This window comes from Cellulomonas chitinilytica, from assembly GCF_016862675.1.
Classification (GTDB): Bacteria; Actinomycetota; Actinomycetes; order Actinomycetales; family Cellulomonadaceae; genus Cellulomonas; species Cellulomonas chitinilytica.
On sequence record NZ_BONK01000005.1, the window covers coordinates 36,650 to 51,913 of the forward strand.

At 72.8% G+C, this 15,264-nt stretch carries 16 protein-coding genes; 10 read left to right on the plus strand and 6 right to left on the minus strand.

Annotated features, from left to right (window positions below):
* Nucleotides 1-5: 5 nt before the first annotated feature.
* The 3 genes from Cch01nite_RS08465 to Cch01nite_RS08475 are packed head-to-tail and all read right to left on the minus strand — an operon-like array spanning nt 6 to nt 1,503.
* Nucleotides 6-932 (minus strand): SURF1 family cytochrome oxidase biogenesis protein, encoded by a 927-nt coding sequence (locus Cch01nite_RS08465; protein ID WP_203751313.1) that lies wholly within the window; start codon nt 930-932, stop codon nt 6-8.
* A complete protein-coding gene (locus tag Cch01nite_RS08470; RefSeq protein ID WP_203751315.1) occupies nt 929-1,171 on the minus strand; it encodes a hypothetical protein in 243 nt (80 codons plus the stop codon). The genes Cch01nite_RS08465 and Cch01nite_RS08470 overlap by 4 nt, the downstream gene beginning before the upstream one ends.
* On the minus strand, nt 1,168-1,503 hold the full coding sequence (locus Cch01nite_RS08475; RefSeq protein ID WP_203751317.1) for a DUF3099 domain-containing protein: 336 nt from the start codon (nt 1,501-1,503) through the stop codon (nt 1,168-1,170). Before Cch01nite_RS08475 ends, Cch01nite_RS08470 begins: the two co-directional genes overlap by 4 nt.
* Before the next feature lie 133 nt (nt 1,504-1,636).
* Here Cch01nite_RS08475 and Cch01nite_RS08480 point away from each other — a divergent pair, with 133 nt between their 5' ends.
* The 3 genes from Cch01nite_RS08480 to Cch01nite_RS08490 are packed head-to-tail and all read left to right on the plus strand — an operon-like array spanning nt 1,637 to nt 3,741.
* Nucleotides 1,637-2,380 (plus strand): beta-ketoacyl-ACP reductase, encoded by a 744-nt coding sequence (locus Cch01nite_RS08480; RefSeq protein WP_203751319.1) that lies wholly within the window; start codon nt 1,637-1,639, stop codon nt 2,378-2,380.
* 47 nt (nt 2,381-2,427) lie between these two features.
* On the plus strand, nt 2,428-3,198 hold the full coding sequence (gene fabI, locus Cch01nite_RS08485) for an enoyl-ACP reductase FabI (protein WP_203751321.1): 771 nt from the start codon (nt 2,428-2,430) through the stop codon (nt 3,196-3,198).
* 15 nt (nt 3,199-3,213) lie between these two features.
* Nucleotides 3,214-3,741: a SixA phosphatase family protein gene (locus tag Cch01nite_RS08490; protein ID WP_203751323.1), complete on the plus strand. Its 528-nt coding sequence runs from the start codon at nt 3,214-3,216 to the stop codon at nt 3,739-3,741.
* Nucleotides 3,742-3,792: 51 nt separating this feature from the next.
* Here Cch01nite_RS08490 and serB read toward each other — a convergent pair whose 3' ends face one another.
* Both serB and glgC read right to left on the minus strand, forming a co-directional pair.
* The gene (gene serB, locus Cch01nite_RS08495; protein WP_275407179.1) at nt 3,793-4,446 is read right to left on the minus strand and encodes a phosphoserine phosphatase SerB; all 654 of its coding nucleotides are present in this window, start codon (nt 4,444-4,446) and stop codon (nt 3,793-3,795) included.
* Nucleotides 4,447-4,545: 99 nt separating this feature from the next.
* Entirely contained in the window at nt 4,546-5,787 is a 1,242-nt protein-coding gene (glgC, locus tag Cch01nite_RS08500) for a glucose-1-phosphate adenylyltransferase (protein ID WP_203751326.1), read from the minus strand.
* Between the two features lie 112 nt (nt 5,788-5,899).
* Between glgC and glgA the strand changes: the two genes are divergently transcribed.
* On the plus strand, nt 5,900-7,126 hold the full coding sequence (gene glgA, locus Cch01nite_RS08505) for a glycogen synthase (RefSeq protein WP_203751329.1): 1,227 nt from the start codon (nt 5,900-5,902) through the stop codon (nt 7,124-7,126).
* Nucleotides 7,127-7,148: 22 nt separating this feature from the next.
* On the opposite strand, the gene Cch01nite_RS08510 is transcribed toward glgA, so the two are convergent.
* Nucleotides 7,149-7,913: an Rv1486c family protein gene (locus tag Cch01nite_RS08510; protein WP_203751332.1), complete on the minus strand. Its 765-nt coding sequence runs from the start codon at nt 7,911-7,913 to the stop codon at nt 7,149-7,151.
* Nucleotides 7,914-8,023: 110 nt separating this feature from the next.
* On the opposite strand from Cch01nite_RS08510, the gene Cch01nite_RS08515 reads away from it, so the two are divergent.
* The 6 genes from Cch01nite_RS08515 to Cch01nite_RS08540 all read left to right on the plus strand — a co-directional run bounded on the left by Cch01nite_RS08515 (nt 8,024) and on the right by Cch01nite_RS08540 (nt 15,254).
* A complete protein-coding gene (locus tag Cch01nite_RS08515; RefSeq protein WP_203751335.1) occupies nt 8,024-8,815 on the plus strand; it encodes an ABC transporter ATP-binding protein in 792 nt (263 codons plus the stop codon).
* A 107-nt stretch (nt 8,816-8,922) separates the two neighbouring features.
* The gene (locus Cch01nite_RS08520) at nt 8,923-9,399 is read left to right on the plus strand and encodes an NfeD family protein (RefSeq protein WP_203751338.1); all 477 of its coding nucleotides are present in this window, start codon (nt 8,923-8,925) and stop codon (nt 9,397-9,399) included.
* Between the two features lie 67 nt (nt 9,400-9,466).
* Nucleotides 9,467-10,696 (plus strand): SPFH domain-containing protein, encoded by a 1,230-nt coding sequence (locus Cch01nite_RS08525; RefSeq protein WP_203751341.1) that lies wholly within the window; start codon nt 9,467-9,469, stop codon nt 10,694-10,696.
* Nucleotides 10,697-10,786: 90 nt separating this feature from the next.
* A complete protein-coding gene (locus tag Cch01nite_RS08530; RefSeq protein ID WP_203751343.1) occupies nt 10,787-11,488 on the plus strand; it encodes a TetR/AcrR family transcriptional regulator in 702 nt (233 codons plus the stop codon).
* Entirely contained in the window at nt 11,488-13,224 is a 1,737-nt protein-coding gene (locus Cch01nite_RS08535) for an ABC transporter ATP-binding protein (RefSeq protein WP_203751346.1), read from the plus strand. Before Cch01nite_RS08530 ends, Cch01nite_RS08535 begins: the two co-directional genes overlap by 1 nt.
* Entirely contained in the window at nt 13,221-15,254 is a 2,034-nt protein-coding gene (locus Cch01nite_RS08540; protein ID WP_203751349.1) for an ABC transporter ATP-binding protein, read from the plus strand. The genes Cch01nite_RS08535 and Cch01nite_RS08540 overlap by 4 nt, the downstream gene beginning before the upstream one ends.
* Nucleotides 15,255-15,264 lie beyond the last annotated feature (10 nt).

Genomic DNA, 15,264 nt, shown 5'->3' on the forward strand with positions numbered 1-15,264 from the left:
GTCGGTCAGCGGGGGTGCTCGGCCGAGAGCTGGGCGTCGATGAGCGCGTCCTCGTCGTCCTCGTCGCGCCCGCCGCGGCGATGCGGCCGGTCGACGCGCGGACCGGGGCGGGCGGGTGCCGGCGGCGCGCCGGCAGCACCTGGCGTCGATGCGGCCGGGACGGCCGGTGCATCGTCGGCGCGCAGCTCGCGCCGGGCGGCGACGGAGAACGCGACCAGCCCGCCCAGTGCGAACGTCCACCACTGGAACGCGTACGACAGGTGCGATCCGGGGTCGGTGTCGGGCCGCTCCAGGGCCCCCAGCGCGACGGTCGCCGCCGGGTCCTCGTCGACCATCTGCCCGTAGGTCGCGTACGTCGGCGAGCCGCCGAGGCCGCCCGCGGCCAGCACCTGCTCGGCCGAGATCGCGTGCACCTGCCCGGTGGGCGCCGTGCGGGTGGACGGCCTCTCGTCGTGCCGCAGCCGAGCCGTGAGCGTGACGGTGCCGGACGGGGGAGGCGGCGCCGCGACGTCGTCGCTCCCGTTCGCCCCCAGCGGCACCCACCCGCGGTCGACGACGAGCACGGTGCCCGCCTGCGTCGGCGCGTCGGCGGTGCCGGCCGACGCGTCCTCGACGACGAACGGGACGAGCACGTGGTAGGCGGCGTTGCCGTCGACGGGCCGGTTGCGCAGCAGCACCGTGGCGGCGTCGTCGTAGTGCCCGGTCGCCGTGACCTGGTGCCACTCCTCGTCGTCCGCGACGGCCGCGCCCGCTCCGGTCAGCACGGTGTCGAGCGGGACCGGGGTGGCCGAGTAGTTCGCCTCGACGATCGCGATCTGCCCGTCGCGCCACACGTGCCGGTTCCACTGCCAACGTCCGAGCAGCGAGCACACGACGGCGAGCACGACGGCGACGAGCAGCAGACCGGCCGCCCGGCGGACGGCGGGACTCATGGCGCGGCGACCCTCTCCAGGTCGGACACGGGCACGACGTCGCGCAGGAAGCCCCGCACGTCGAGGAACTGGCTCAGGTGCTCGCGGTGGTCGTCGCACGCGAGCCACACCTTGCGCCGGTCGGGCGTGTGCAGCTTCGGGTTGTTCCACAGCAGGCCCCATGCGGCCTCCCGGGAGCAGCCGCGCGCGGAGCAGACGAGCTCGTCGACGGGATCGGGCACCGGTCCGAGCAGGCTCACGGGCGGCCTCCGAGCTGGCCGGGCGTCCCGCCGCCGGGGCCGATCTCGCGCTGCGTCTCGAACGTCACGTCCGTGTCGCGACGCTCACGGCCCGCGTTGGCGAAGATGACCGCGACGTACGGCAGGACGACCGCGCCGACGATGAAGACGAGCGAGAACGCGATCGGCAGGTGCCCCCACGTCAGGACGGCAGCCGCGAAGCAGACGATGCGGATGCCCATCTGGATGAGGTAGCGCTTCTGACGACGTGCGACGTCCACGGCCAGCGGCTCGGGGGCCGAGGTGATCCGGGGTACCCCGTCGGGGGTGCCCGGGCGCTCGCTCTTGCTCACCACCTGATCCTAGTCCGGCGCCGTGCACCCCTCGCCCCGGGCATGCGTTGTCCGGAACCGACAAGGCTCACGGACGAACCTGTGCCGAGCACGTGCGCCGGTGAGCGGGCGGAGTCGGATAGCGTCGTGTCCCGTGCCTGAGACTTCCGACAACGTGAACGCTCCCGCATCGACCCCCCGCAGCGTGCTCGTCACGGGGGCGAACCGCGGCATCGGCCGCGCGATCGCCGAGCGGTTCGTGGCGGCGGGCGACAAGGTCGCCACCATCTACCGATCGGGCGACCTGCCCGACGGCGTGCTCGGCGTGAAGGGCGACGTGCGCGACACCGCGTCCGTGGACGCCGCGTTCACCGAGATCGAGGCCGCGCACGGCCCGGTCGAGGTCGTCGTCGCGAACGCCGGCATCACGCGTGACCAGCTGCTCATGCGGATGACCGACGAGGACTTCGCCGAGGTGCTCGACGTCAACCTCACCGGGTCCTTCCGGGTCGTCCGGCGGGCGAGCAAGGGCATGATCCGGCTGCGTCGCGGCCGGATCGTCTTCATCAGCTCGGTCGTCGGGCTGTACGGGTCGCCCGGCCAGGTGAACTACGCCGCGTCGAAGGCGGCCCTCGTCGGGATGGCCCGCTCGATCACCCGTGAGCTCGGCGGCCGTGGCATCACCGCGAACGTCGTCGCCCCCGGCTTCATCGACACCGACATGACCCGCGCGCTGCCCGAGGCGCAGCGCCAGGCGTACGTCGACGCGATCCCGCTCGGCCGCTTCGCCGAGCCCGACGAGGTCGCGGCCGCCGTCGAGTTCCTCGCCTCCGACGCCGCGCGCTACGTCTCCGGGGCTGTCGTCCCGGTCGACGGCGGACTCGGCATGGGCCACTGACCTTCTCCTCGCACCACGAGACGCACCACGAGAAACGGAATCGCACCATGGGTCTGCTCGACGGCAAGAAGCTCCTCGTCACCGGCGTCCTCACCGACGGCTCGATCGCGTTCCACGTCGCGCGCCTCGCCCAGCAGGAGGGCGCCCAGGTCGTGCTGACCTCGTTCGGCCGCCAGTTCCGCCTCACGCAGGCCATCGCCCGCCGGCTGCCCGCGCCCGCCGAGGTCGTCCAGCTCGACGTCACCGACGCCGACGACCTCGCCGCGCTGGCCGACCGGGTCCGCGAGGCGGGCCTCGACTCCCTCGACGGCGTCGTGCACTCGATCGGCTTCGCTCCGCAGTCCGTCATGGGCGGCAACTTCCTCGCCGGCGAGTGGGAGGACGTCGCGACCGCGCTGCACGTCTCGGCGTACTCGCTCAAGTCGCTCGCCGTGGCTGCGCAGCCGCTGCTGAACCGGGGCGCCTCGATCGTCGGCCTGACGTTCGACGCGTCGTTCGCGTGGCCGGTCTACGACTGGATGGGCGTCGCGAAGGCGGCGTTCGAGTCGACCGCGCGCTACCTGGCCCGCGACCTCGGCCCGTCGGGCGTGCGCGTGAACCTCGTCTCGGCCGGTCCAATCCGCACCACCGCCGCCAAGTCGATCCCCGGCTTCGAGACGATGGAGGGCGGCTGGCCCGAGCGCGCACCGCTCGGCTGGGACGTCACCGACCCCGAGCCGACGGCCCGTGCGGTGGCGGCCCTGCTGTCCGACTGGTTCCCGGCCACCACCGCCGAGATCGTGCACGTCGACGGCGGCGTGCACGCCATGGGTCTGTGATGGGACGCTGAGCCGGTGACCACCGACTCGCCGCAGGACCCGCGTCGGCTCCTGCTGCTCCGCCACGCCAAGTCGGAGCACCCGGAGCGCATCAGCGACCACCAGCGGCCGCTCTCGCTCGTGGGCCGGCGGCAGTCTCCGCGCGTGGGTGCGGCGATGACCGCTGCCGGCCTCGTGCCGGACCTCGTGCTGTGCTCGTCGGCCCTGCGCACCCGGCAGACGTGGGAGCTGGCGCGGACGACGCTGGACGCCGACCCGCAGGTCGAGCTCCTCGACGAGGTCTACGACGCGGGCGTCCGGTCGCTCCTGGAGCTCGTCCAGGCGGTTCCCGCGGACGTGCGGACCCTGCTCGTCGTCGGGCACGAGCCGACGATGTCGCAGACCGCTGCGACGCTCGCGAGCCCGGAGTCGGACGCCACGACGCTCGCGCGCGTCCGGGTCGGCGTGCCGACCGCGTCGTGGAGCTGGCTGGAGACCGACGGCGCGTGGTCCGAGCTGGGGCCTGGGTCCGCGGCGCTGCTGCGCCTCACGCTGGCGGAGTGACCATCCGCTGAGCCGCTCGTGGCGAGCGCTCGTGCGCTCGCCGGCAGCGGCTCAGTCGCGTGCGAACACCGGCAGGTCGAGCACCGCGTCGAGGCGGTCGCGGACCACGGCGTCCGCCGCGTCGCACACGAGCGGCTTGGCGTTGAACGCGACGCCGACGGCGGCGAGGGCGAGCATGTCGAGGTCGTTCGCCCCGTCGCCGATCGCGACGGTCCGTTCGAGCGGGATCCCGGTCGCGGCGGCGTAGTCGCGCAGCGCGACCGCCTTGGCCGCCCGGTCGACGACGGCGCCCTGCACCCGGCCCGTGAGCAGGCCGTCGACGACCTCGAGCCGGTTGGCCCGGACCAGACGGATGCCGACGCGGGCTGCGAGCGGCTCGACGATCTCGATGAACCCGCCCGACACCAGGCCGACCGGCCACCCGCGCCGGTCCAGCTCCGCGACGAGCTCGACGGCACCGGGGGTCAGCACGACCTCGTCGAGCACGTCGGCGAGCACCTGCTCGGGCAGGCCGGCGAGGGTCGCGACGCGCTGGTGCAGCGACTCCGCGAAGTCGATCTCGCCGCGCATGGCCTGCTCGGTGATCTCGGTGACGAGCTCCTCCGAACCGGCCCGTGCGGCCAGCATCTCGACCACCTCGCCCGTGATGAACGTCGAGTCGACGTCCATGACGACGAGGTGGCGGGACTGCGGGTCGGTGGTCACGGCTCGCAGGGTAGTGCGGGCGTCGCCGGGCGCGCTGCGTGGCCCACCACGCGAACCGCCCGGCGCCGTGGTGCACGCCGGGCGGTCTCGGGGTGGGGCTCAGTCGGTGATGATCGTGCCCTTGGGGACGACGGTGATGCCGGACTCGGTCACCGTGAACCCGCGTGCGAGGTCGTGCTCGCGGTCCAGGCCGATCCGGGCGCGCTCCGGGACGATCACGTTCTTGTCGAGGATGGCCCGGTGGATCTGCGCGTACCGGTTGATCTCGACGTCGTCCATGATCACGGAGTCCGTGATCTGCGCCCACGAGTGCGCCTTGATGTGCGGCGAGAGCACCGAGCCGGACACGGTGGCCCCGGACACGAGGACGCCTGGGGACACGATCGAGTCGGCGGCGTGCCCGAGCCGGCCGGCACCGGCGTGCACGAACTTGGCCGGCGGCAGGCCGACGTACCCGGTGTAGAGCGGCCACTCGTGGTTGTAGAGGTTGAACACCGGCTCGATCGAGATGAGGTCGATGTTCGCCTCGTAGTACGCGTCGATGGTGCCGACGTCCCGCCAGTAGTCGCGGTCGCGGGGCGTCGAGCCGGCCACGTCGTTGCGCAGGAAGTCGTACACGCCCGCCGTGCCGCGCTCGACGAAGTAGGGGGCGATGTCTCCACCCATGTCGTGGCGGGAGTCGGGGTTCTCCGCGTCGGCCGTGACGGCCTTGACCAGCGCGTCCGCGTCGGCCACGTAGTTGCCCATCGAGGCGAGGATCTCGCCGGGGGAGTCGGCCAGGCCCACGGGGTCGGTCGGCTTCTCGCGGAACGCCGTGATCCGGGTGGCGTCCGTCGGGTCGGTCTCGATGACGCCGAACTGGTCGGCCTCCTCGATCGGCTGCCGGATGGCCGCGACCGTGAACTCGGCGCCGGACGCGATGTGCGCGTCGACCATCTGGGAGAAGTCCATACGGTAGACGTGGTCCGCGCCGACCACGACGACGATGTCGGGGCGCTCGTCCTCGATGATGTTGAGACACTGGTAGATGGCGTCGGCGCTGCCGAGGTACCAGTGCTTGCCGACGCGCTGCTGCGCGGGCACGGCTGCGACGTAGTTGCCGAGCAGCGGCGACATCCGCCACGTCTTCGAGACGTGCCGGTCGAGGCTGTGCGACTTGTACTGCGTGAGCACGATGACGTGCAGGTACCGGGAGTTGATGACGTTCGAGAGCGCGAAGTCGATCAGGCGGTAGATGCCCCCGAACGGCACCGCCGGCTTGGCCCGATGCGCCGTGAGCGGCATGAGTCGTTTGCCCTCGCCACCTGCGAGGACGATTGCGAGGACACGGGGCGCTGCCATGGTGACGACCCTAGGCCCCCTCGACGGTCACGGCGAGGCGTGACCCGTCTCACGCGCTAGCGTGTCGGAAGGTGCTGCGTCCGTCCGGACCGGCCACGACCGGGAGGTGCGCGTGCGCGTCGACCTGCTCACCCGCGAGTACCCGCCGCACGTCTACGGAGGCGCGGGCGTGCACGTGGCGGGGTTGTCCCAGGTGCTTCGTCGCACCATCGACGTGCGGGTGCACTGCTTCGAGGGTCCCCGTGACGAACCGGGCGTGCAGGGGTACTCGGTGCCCGGCGAGCTCGCGGCGGCGAACCCCGCCCTGCAGACGCTCGGCGTGGACCTCGAGATGGTCGACGCGGTCGGCCGGACCGGGGACGACGGTGTCGCGTCCGACCTCGTCCACTCGCACACCTGGTACGCGAACCTCGCCGGTCATCTCGCAGGCCTGCTGCACGGGCTCCCGCACGTGGTCACGGCCCACAGCCTGGAGCCGCTGCGGCCCTGGAAGGCCGAGCAGCTGGGCGGCGGGTACGCGCTGTCGAGCTGGGCCGAGAAGACCTCGTACGAGGCCGCGGCCGGTGTCATCGCGGTCAGCGGCGGGATGCGGGACGACATCCTGCGGTCCTACCCCGCGATCGACCCCGCCAAGGTCCACGTGGTGCACAACGGCATCGACCTCGACGGCTGGAAGCGCCCGACCGACGATGCCGCGCGCGCCGCCGCCGACGCGACGGTGCGACGGCTCGGCATCGACCCCGACCGTCCGTCCGTGGTGTTCGTCGGCCGGATCACCCGGCAGAAGGGCCTGCCGTACTTCCTGCGGGCCGCCGAGCGGCTGCCTGCCGACGTCCAGGTCGTGCTGTGCGCGGGCGCGCCCGACACGCCGCAGATCGCCGCGGAGGTGTCGGGGCTCGTCGAGCAGCTGCAGCAGCGGCGCTCGGGCGTCGTGTGGATCGAGCAGATGCTCCCGCGCGACCAGCTCGTCGCGGTGCTCGACGCCGGCACCCTGTTCGCCTGCCCGTCCATCTACGAGCCGCTCGGCATCGTCAACCTCGAGGCGATGGCCGTCGGGCTCCCGGTGGTCGGGACCGCGACGGGTGGCATCCCGGAGGTGATCGATGACGGCGTCACGGGGACCCTCGTCCCCATCGACCAGCTGCGGGACGGCACGGGCACCCCGGTCGACCCGGAGCGGTTCGTCGCCGACCTCGCCGCCGCGCTCACGGAGCTCGTGACCGACCCCGAGCGGGCGGCCCTGTGGGGGCAGGCCGCGCGTCGTCGGGTGGAGGACCACTTCTCGTGGGAGGCCATCGCCGAACGCACCGTGGAGGTCTACCGCCACGTGCTCGCCTGACGGCTGGGCGCGGGCGCGACGCTCAGGGGGCGATCGACGTCGCGGCGGCCCCCATCGCCCGGCGGGCCACGCGGTCCACCTCGCGCAGGGCGGTCGAGCGCTGGTCCGCCTGCCACAGGTTGACCGCGCCGCCGTCGTCGCGCGCGGCGAGCGCCACGATGTCGCGCAGCCGCGCCGCGCTCGCGAGCACCCGCACGCGCCGGCCGTCGAGGCCCTCGGGCAGCCGCCAGCCGGGCACCTGCGCGTCCCGCAGGCCCGCGATCTGCTCGGCCGCCTCGAGTCGCCAGCGGGCGACGTCGAGCCGCACGAGCGCCTCGGTGGCGTCGATGAGGCCCTGCCGCAGCTCGCGCTCGGCGTCCGCGAGCGAGCCCGTCGTGCCGAGGACGCCTGTCCGCCAGTCGTCGACCTCGTGGAGCCGCCACGTGACGAGGTGCCCGGGCTCGTACGACGACCCGAACCGTTCGACCGCAGGGATCGCCGCGAGGCACACGGCGGGCGTCCGCACGAGGACGCACTCGCCGGCGTCCAGGGCGGCCCGGCTCACCGCCGCCGGGACGGCCGCGGGGTCCCCCGTGGCGGGGACCGCCGCGGCGACGTCCCGGGGGAGGTCGCCGCAGGCGTCGAGCAGCCTCGTCAGGGGGCCCGGTTCGTCGTCCTCACCGCCGTCGACCGTGTGCGGCTCGTCGTCGGCCTGGACGGCGCGCAGCAGGGCCGCGCGGTCGGTGTCCGGCACGGACAGCCACAGCGCCAGCAGCACGGATCGGGGCAGCTCGAGGGTGCGGTCCACCGGACCACCGTAGGCGGCGCACCGCGGGTGAGGACCGACGTGACCCAGACCACGCGTCGTCGCTCGTCGAGGGACCGTCGGCGCGCCGGGCGGCGGTTAGGGTCATGCCCATGACCGACGTGCTCGACCTGCAGGCCGTGACGATCCGGCGGGGGACGACGACGATCCTCGACCGCGTGACCTGGACGGTGCGGGAGGGCGAACGTTGGGTCGTGCTCGGCCGCAACGGCGCCGGCAAGACGACGATGCTGCAGGTCGCGTCGGGGCGCATGCACCCCACCAGCGGGACGGCCGAGCTCCTGGGCGAGCGGCTCGGCCGGGTCGACGTGTTCGAGCTGCGGCCCCGGATCGGCCTGTCGAGCGCGGCGCTCGCGGACCGGATCCCGGCGGGGGAGACCGTGCGCGACGTGGTGCTGACGGCCGCGTACGGCGTCACCGGACGGTGGCGCGAGTCGTACGAGCAGCTCGACGAGGCCCGGGCCGCCGACCTGCTGCGCGCGTTCGGCGTGCAGCACCTGTCCGACCGGTACTTCGGCACGCTCAGCGAGGGGGAGCGCAAGCGCGTGCAGATCGCGCGGTCGCTCATGACGGACCCCGAGCTGCTGCTACTCGACGAGCCCGCCGCCGGGCTGGACCTCGGCGGTCGCGAGGAGCTCGTGGCCGCGCTGTCCGAGCTGGCCGCGGACAAGCGCTCGCCCGTCCTGGTCCTCGTGACCCACCACGTCGAGGAGATCCCGCCCGGCTTCACGCACGTGCTGCTCCTGCGTGACGGCACCGTGTTCGCCGCGGGTCCGACGCACGAGGTGCTCACGGCCGAGAACCTCTCGGGCGCGTTCGGCGTCGACCTCGTCGTCGACCACCGCGAGGGCCGTTGGTCGGCCCGCGCCGCCGCGGCGCGCTGACGCCGATCCCGGTCCGCGGAACCTCAGACGTAGGCAAAGTCGACGTCTAGGATCGGTGTGTACAGCGAGGTCCTCGGCGGGCCTCGCCGGGCCAGGAGGTCGCACTGATGGAGTGGCTGTGGTGGGTCGGGGCGGCGTTGCTGTTCGGCATCATGGAGATGCTGACGCTCGGCCTCGTGTTCGTCATGTTCGCGGGCGGTGCGCTCGCGGGTGCGCTGGCGTACGCCCTCGGTGCCTCGGTCCCGGTGCAGATCCTCGTCGCTGCGGCGACGTCGGCCCTGCTGCTCGGTGCGCTGCGTCCGTGGCTGCTGCGGCACCTGCGCCAGCGCAGCCCGCTCGTCGAGACCAACTCGGCCGCGCTCGTCGGTCGTGACGCGGTCGTCGTGTCGACCGTGACGGTCGACAGCGGCCGCGTGAAGCTCAACGGGGAGGTGTGGAGCGCGCGCGCGGACGCCGGCTCCGCGATCCCGCCCGGCACCCCGGTCAAGGTCGCCCGGATCGACGGTGCGACCGCCGTCGTGACGCAGACGGTCACCGGGCCCGGCGCCGTCCCCGGCGTGGGCGGCACCGCCCCGCGTGCCTGACCCGGCCCTGCCGGTCCCGTTCCGCCGTGCCGGCGAGCTCGCCGGTGCGTGACCCCCAGGAGGATCCATGGACGACACGACCAACGCGGGCCAGATCGCGCTGTACCTCGTGCTCGGGCTCGTTCTGCTGTTCGTCGTCGTCGCCCTGGTGCGGTCGGTGCGCATCGTGCCGCAGGCCGCCGCGATCATCGTCGAGCGGCTCGGCCGGTACTCGCGCACGCTGGACGCCGGCCTGCACCTGCTCATCCCGTTCGTCGACCGGGTCCGCGCGGGCGTGGACCTGCGCGAGCAGGTGGTGTCGTTCCCGCCGCAGCCGGTGATCACGTCCGACAACCTCGTGGTGAGCATCGACACGGTCATCTACTTCCAGGTGACCGAGCCGCGGTACGCGGTGTACGAGATCGCCAACTACATCCAGGGCATCGAGCAGCTCACGGTGACGACGCTGCGCAACGTCGTCGGGTCGATGGACCTCGAGCAGACGCTGACGAGCCGTGACCAGATCAACGGCCAGCTGCGCGGCGTGCTCGACGAGGCGACGGGCCGGTGGGGCGTGCGCGTCAACCGGGTCGAGCTCAAGTCGATCGACCCGCCGGACAGCATCAAGGGCTCGATGGAGCAGCAGATGCGTGCCGAGCGCGACCGTCGCGCCGCGATCCTCACGGCCGAGGGTGTGAAGCAGTCGCAGATCCTCACGGCCGAGGGCGAGAAGCAGGCGGCGATCCTGCGGGCCGAGGGTTCGGCGCAGGCGACGATCCTCACGGCCGAGGGCGAGGCGCGCGCCATCCTGCAGGTCTTCGACGCCGTGCACCGCGGGGACGCCGACCCGAAGCTGCTCGCGTACCAGTACCTGCAGACGCTGCCGAAGATCGCGGCGAGCCCGTCGAACAAGATGTGGTTCCTGCCGTCGGAGCTGTCGGGTGCGCTCGGTCAGCTCGCGAAGGGGTTCGGTGGCGGGTTCGTCCCGGAGGGCGGGGAGCCGGCGCGGGCGCCGGGTTCGTCGCCGCTCGGTGACGAGCTGCCGCCGGTCGCGCTGACCGACCCGGCCGAGGCGCTCGCGGAGGCCCGCCGGGAGTCGGCTGCGGCGACCGCGGACGCGACGAGCGCGGGCACGCTGAGCGGCGTGCCGTTCGACCCGTCGGTCGAGCTGGGTCAGCGGCCCGGGTCGCCGGCGGTCCCGTCGCGACCCGTCCCACCGCCGGTGCCGCCCGCGCAGTACCCGCCGTCGACCGCGACCCCGCCGGCGCCCCCGGCCCCGCCGCAGGCTCCGCCTCCGGAGGACCGCCCGCAGCCCTGAGTCGCCACGACACCCCCGTTCACCCAGAGCGAACGGGGGTGTCGTGTTTTCGGCTCGCGGAGTGAGTGCTCACTCAGTTAAGTTCGCCGCATGAACCCCGCCGTGCACGACCCGCCGCGGCCGGGACGAGCCGCACCGCTGCCGCCCGACGAGCGCCGCCGGGCGATCCTGCGAGCCGTCGCCCCCGTGATCCTCGAGCGCGGCATCTCCGCGACCACCCGCGAGCTCGCCGAGGCCGCCGGGGTCGCCGAGGGGACGCTGTTCCGCGTCTTCGACGACAAGGCCACCCTCATGCGTGCGGCCGTGTTCGCCGCGCTCGACCCCGCGGCGGCGGTGCCCGACATCGAGGCGATCGACGGCTCGCTCCCGCTGCGGGAGCGCCTCGTCCGGCTCGCCACGATCGGCTTCTCGCGCGTCGACGAGATGATGCGCTGGATGGGCCTGCTGCACGAGGTCAGCCGCGCGCTGCCCGAGCGGGCCGAGGCCGAGGCCGAGCGCGGCCGGCGCGAGTGGGCCTACAACCAGGAGGCAGGGACCGCCGCCGTCACGGCCGCGGTCGTCGACCTCCTGGCCCCCGACGCCGCGTCGTTCCGGTTGCCGCTCCTGCGTGTGGCCGACATGTTCGACGTGGTCCTCGTGGGCTCCGCGATGCAGCGCAGCGCACCCGCCGTCCGGGGGCGCCCCCGGCCCCACCGTGATCCCGAGGAGCTCGTCGACCTCCTCCTGCACGGCGTCCTCGCCGACACCACCAGCCCCGACCCTCGTCACCTCGCCCCCGAGAGGACCTCCTGATGCTCCTGCGACTGCTCCGAGAGCACCTGCGGCCGTACCGCGGCGCGGTCACCGCCGTCGTCGTGCTGCAGGTCGTCCAGGTGACCGCGACCCTGTTCCTGCCCAGCCTCAACGCCCGGATCATCGACGACGGCGTCGCGAAGGGCGACACCGAGACGATCCTGCGCATCGGCGGCGTGATGCTCGGGGTCAGCCTCGTGCAGGTCGTCGCCGCGATCATCGCCGTCTACTACGGTGCCCGCGCCTCGATGGCGTTCGGCCGGGACGTGCGGGGTCGCCTGTTCGGCACCGTGCAGACGTTCTCGGCGCAGGAGGTCGGCCGGTTCGGCGCGCCGACGCTCATCACGCGCACGACGAACGACGTCCAGCAGGTGCAGATGGTCACGATGCTGACGTTCACGCTCATGATCCAGGCGCCGATCCTGCTCGTCGGCGGCGTCGTCATGGCCCTGCGGGAGGACGTCGTGCTGTCGTCCGTCCTGCTCGTGTCCGTGCCCGTGCTCGGCCTCGTCATCGGGTTCGTCGTCTCGCGGATGGTGCCGTACTTCCGGTCCATGCAGAAGCGCATCGACGCGATCAACCGGGTGCTGCGCGAGCAGATCGCCGGCGTCCGGGTCGTGCGGGCGTTCGTCCGGGAGCAGCGCGAGTCCCGGCGGTTCGCCGACGCCAACGGGCAGCTGTTCGAGGCGTCGCTGCGGACCGGTCAGCTCATGGCGCTGATGTTCCCGGCCGTCATGCTCGTCCTCAACCTCACGAGCACCGCCGTGCTGTGGTTCGGCGGGCACCGGGTCGACGCGGGCGACATGCAGATCGGCGCGCTCACGGCGTTCCTCAGCTACATCGCCTACATCCTCATGGGCGTGATGATGAGCACGATGATGTTCGTCATGGTCCCGCGGGCCGTCGTGTCCGCGGACCGCATCGGCGAGGTCGTCACCACCACCACGACCGTCCTGCCGCCGCTGCAGCCGTCGCCGCTGCGCGGTGAGCTGCCCGGCCACTTGGAACTGCGCGGCGTCGAGTTCGGGTACCCGGGGGCGGAGGAGGCGGTGCTGCACGGCATCGACCTCGTCGCGGAGCCGGGCAGGACGACCGCGATCATCGGCTCCACCGGGTCCGGCAAGTCCACCCTGCTCAACCTCGTGCCGCGGCTCTACGACGTCACCGGCGGCCAGGTGCTGCTCGACGGCGTGGACGTCCGCGACCTCGACCCCGAGGTGCTGTGGTCGCAGATCGGTCTCGTGCCGCAGAAGCCCTACCTGTTCGCCGGCACCATCCGGTCGAACCTCGAGTACGGGCGGCCGGGCGCGAGCGACGACGAGCTGTGGCACGCGCTCGAGGTCGCGCAGGCGCGGACGTTCGTCGAGGAGCTCGCCGAGGGCCTCGACGCGCCGATCACGCAGGGCGGCACCAACGTGTCGGGCGGTCAGCGGCAACGGCTCGCGATCGCGCGGGCGCTCATCAGACGGCCGCACGTGTACCTGTTCGACGACTCGTTCTCCGCGCTCGACTACGCCACCGACGCCGCGCTGCGGCGGGCGCTCGTGCCGGAGACCCGGGACGCGACGGTGCTCGTCGTCGCGCAACGGGTCGCGACGATCCGCCACGCGGACCGCATCGTCGTGCTCGACGAGGGCCGCGTCGTCGGCGTCGGGACGCACCACGAGCTGCTCGAGGAGTCGGAGACCTACCGCGAGATCGTCTACTCGCAGGTGAGCGTGGAGGAGGCGGCATGAGCGCGCAGCGACCCGCGGCCCCGGCGGGCGGACCCGCCGCTGCACCCGGCGGAGCAGCACCCGGCGGCGCGGGAGTCCCGCGGCCCGGCGCCCCCGGCGGCCGACCCCGCGGGCCCGGCGCCTGGATGGCCGGAGCGGGCATGCCCGGTGAGAAGTCGATGGACTTCCGCGGCTCGGGTGCCCGGTTCCTGCGGCACCTGCGGCCCGAGCGCTGGGCCCTCGTCGCGGTCCTCGTGTTCGGCGTCGCGTCGGTCGTGCTCGCCGTCATCGGACCCAAGCTGCTCGGCAACGCGACGAACGTCATCTTCGACGGCATCGTCGGCAAGCAGCTGCCGGCAGGGATCACGAAGGACCAGGCGATCGCCGGGCTGCGCGCCGACGGTCAGGACCAGTTCGCCGACATGCTCGCGGGGATGAACGTCGTCCCCGGCCAGGGCATCGACTTCGACCAGCTGCGCCGCATCCTGCTCGTCGTCGTGGTCATCTACCTCGGCTCGTTCGTGTTCGGGTGGCTACAGGGCCGGATCACCGCCGGCGTCGTGCAGCGGACCGTCTACCGGCTGCGCGAGCAGGTCGAGTCGAAGCTGTCGCGGCTGCCGCTGAAGTACGTCGACGGCCAGCCCCGCGGCGAGCTGCTCAGCCGCGTGACCAACGACATCGACAACGTGTCGCAGTCGCTGCAGCAGACGCTGTCGCAGCTCATCACGTCCGTGCTGACCGTGGTCGGCGTGCTCGGGATGATGTTCTGGATCTCGCCGCTGCTCGCCGTGATCGCCCTCGTGACGGTGCCGCTGTCGGTCTGGATCGCGGCGGTCATCGCGAAGCGGTCCCGCCCGCAGTTCATCCAGCAGTGGGCGGTGACCGGCCAGCTCAACGCGCACATCGAGGAGATGTACACGGGGCACTCGCTGGTCACCGTGTTCGGCCGGCAGCAGGAGGCCGCGCAGACCTTCACCGACCGCAACGAGAAGCTGTACGACGCGAGCTTCAAGGCGCAGTTCATCTCCGGCACGATCCAGCCGGCGCTCGGGTTCGTCTCGAACGTCAACTACCTGATCGTCGCCGTCGTCGGCGGCCTGCGGGTCGCGTCCGGGACGATGTCGCTGGGCGACGTGCAGGCGTTCATCCAGTACTCGCGCCAGTTCAGCCAGCCGATCAACCAGATCGCGTCCATGGCCAACCTGCTGCAGTCGGGCATCGCGTCGGCGGAGCGCGTGTTCGAGCTCCTCGACGCCCCAGAGCAGGACCCCGACCCTGTCGACGCGGCACACCCCGACGAGGTGCGCGGACGTGTCGCGTTCGAGCACGTGGCGTTCAGCTACTCGCCCGACGTGCCGCTCATCGAGGACCTCTCGCTCGACGCCGAGCCCGGTCAGACGATCGCCATCGTCGGGCCGACCGGCGCCGGCAAGACGACGCTCGTGAACCTGCTCATGCGGTTCTACGAGGTCGACGCGGGGCGGATCACGCTCGACGGCACCGACACCCGGGAGATGACCCGCGACGCGCTGCGCTCCCAGATGGGCATGGTGCTGCAGGACACGTGGCTGTTCGGCGGCACGATCGCGGAGAACATCGCGTACGGCGTCGACTCCGCCACGCAGGAGGAGATCGTCGCGGCCGCCGAGGCGACCCACGTCGACCGGTTCGTGCGGACCCTGCCCGACGGGTACGACACGGTCATCGACGACGAGGGCGCGAACGTCTCGGCGGGGGAGAAGCAGCTGCTCACCATCGCGCGGGCGTTCCTCGCGGACCCGGCGATCCTCATCCTCGACGAGGCGACGTCGTCCGTGGACACCCGCACCGAGGTGCTCGTCCAGCAGGCCATGAACGCGCTGCGGGCGGGCCGGACGTCGTTCGTCATCGCGCACCGCCTGTCGACCATCCGGGACGCCGACGTGATCCTCGTGATGGAGCACGGCGCGATCGTCGAGCAGGGCTCCCACGAGGTGCTGCTGGCGGCCGACGGCGCGTACGCGCGGCTGTACGCGAGCCAGTTCGCGGCGGCGGTCTCGCCGGTGGACTGAGGCGCCGGAC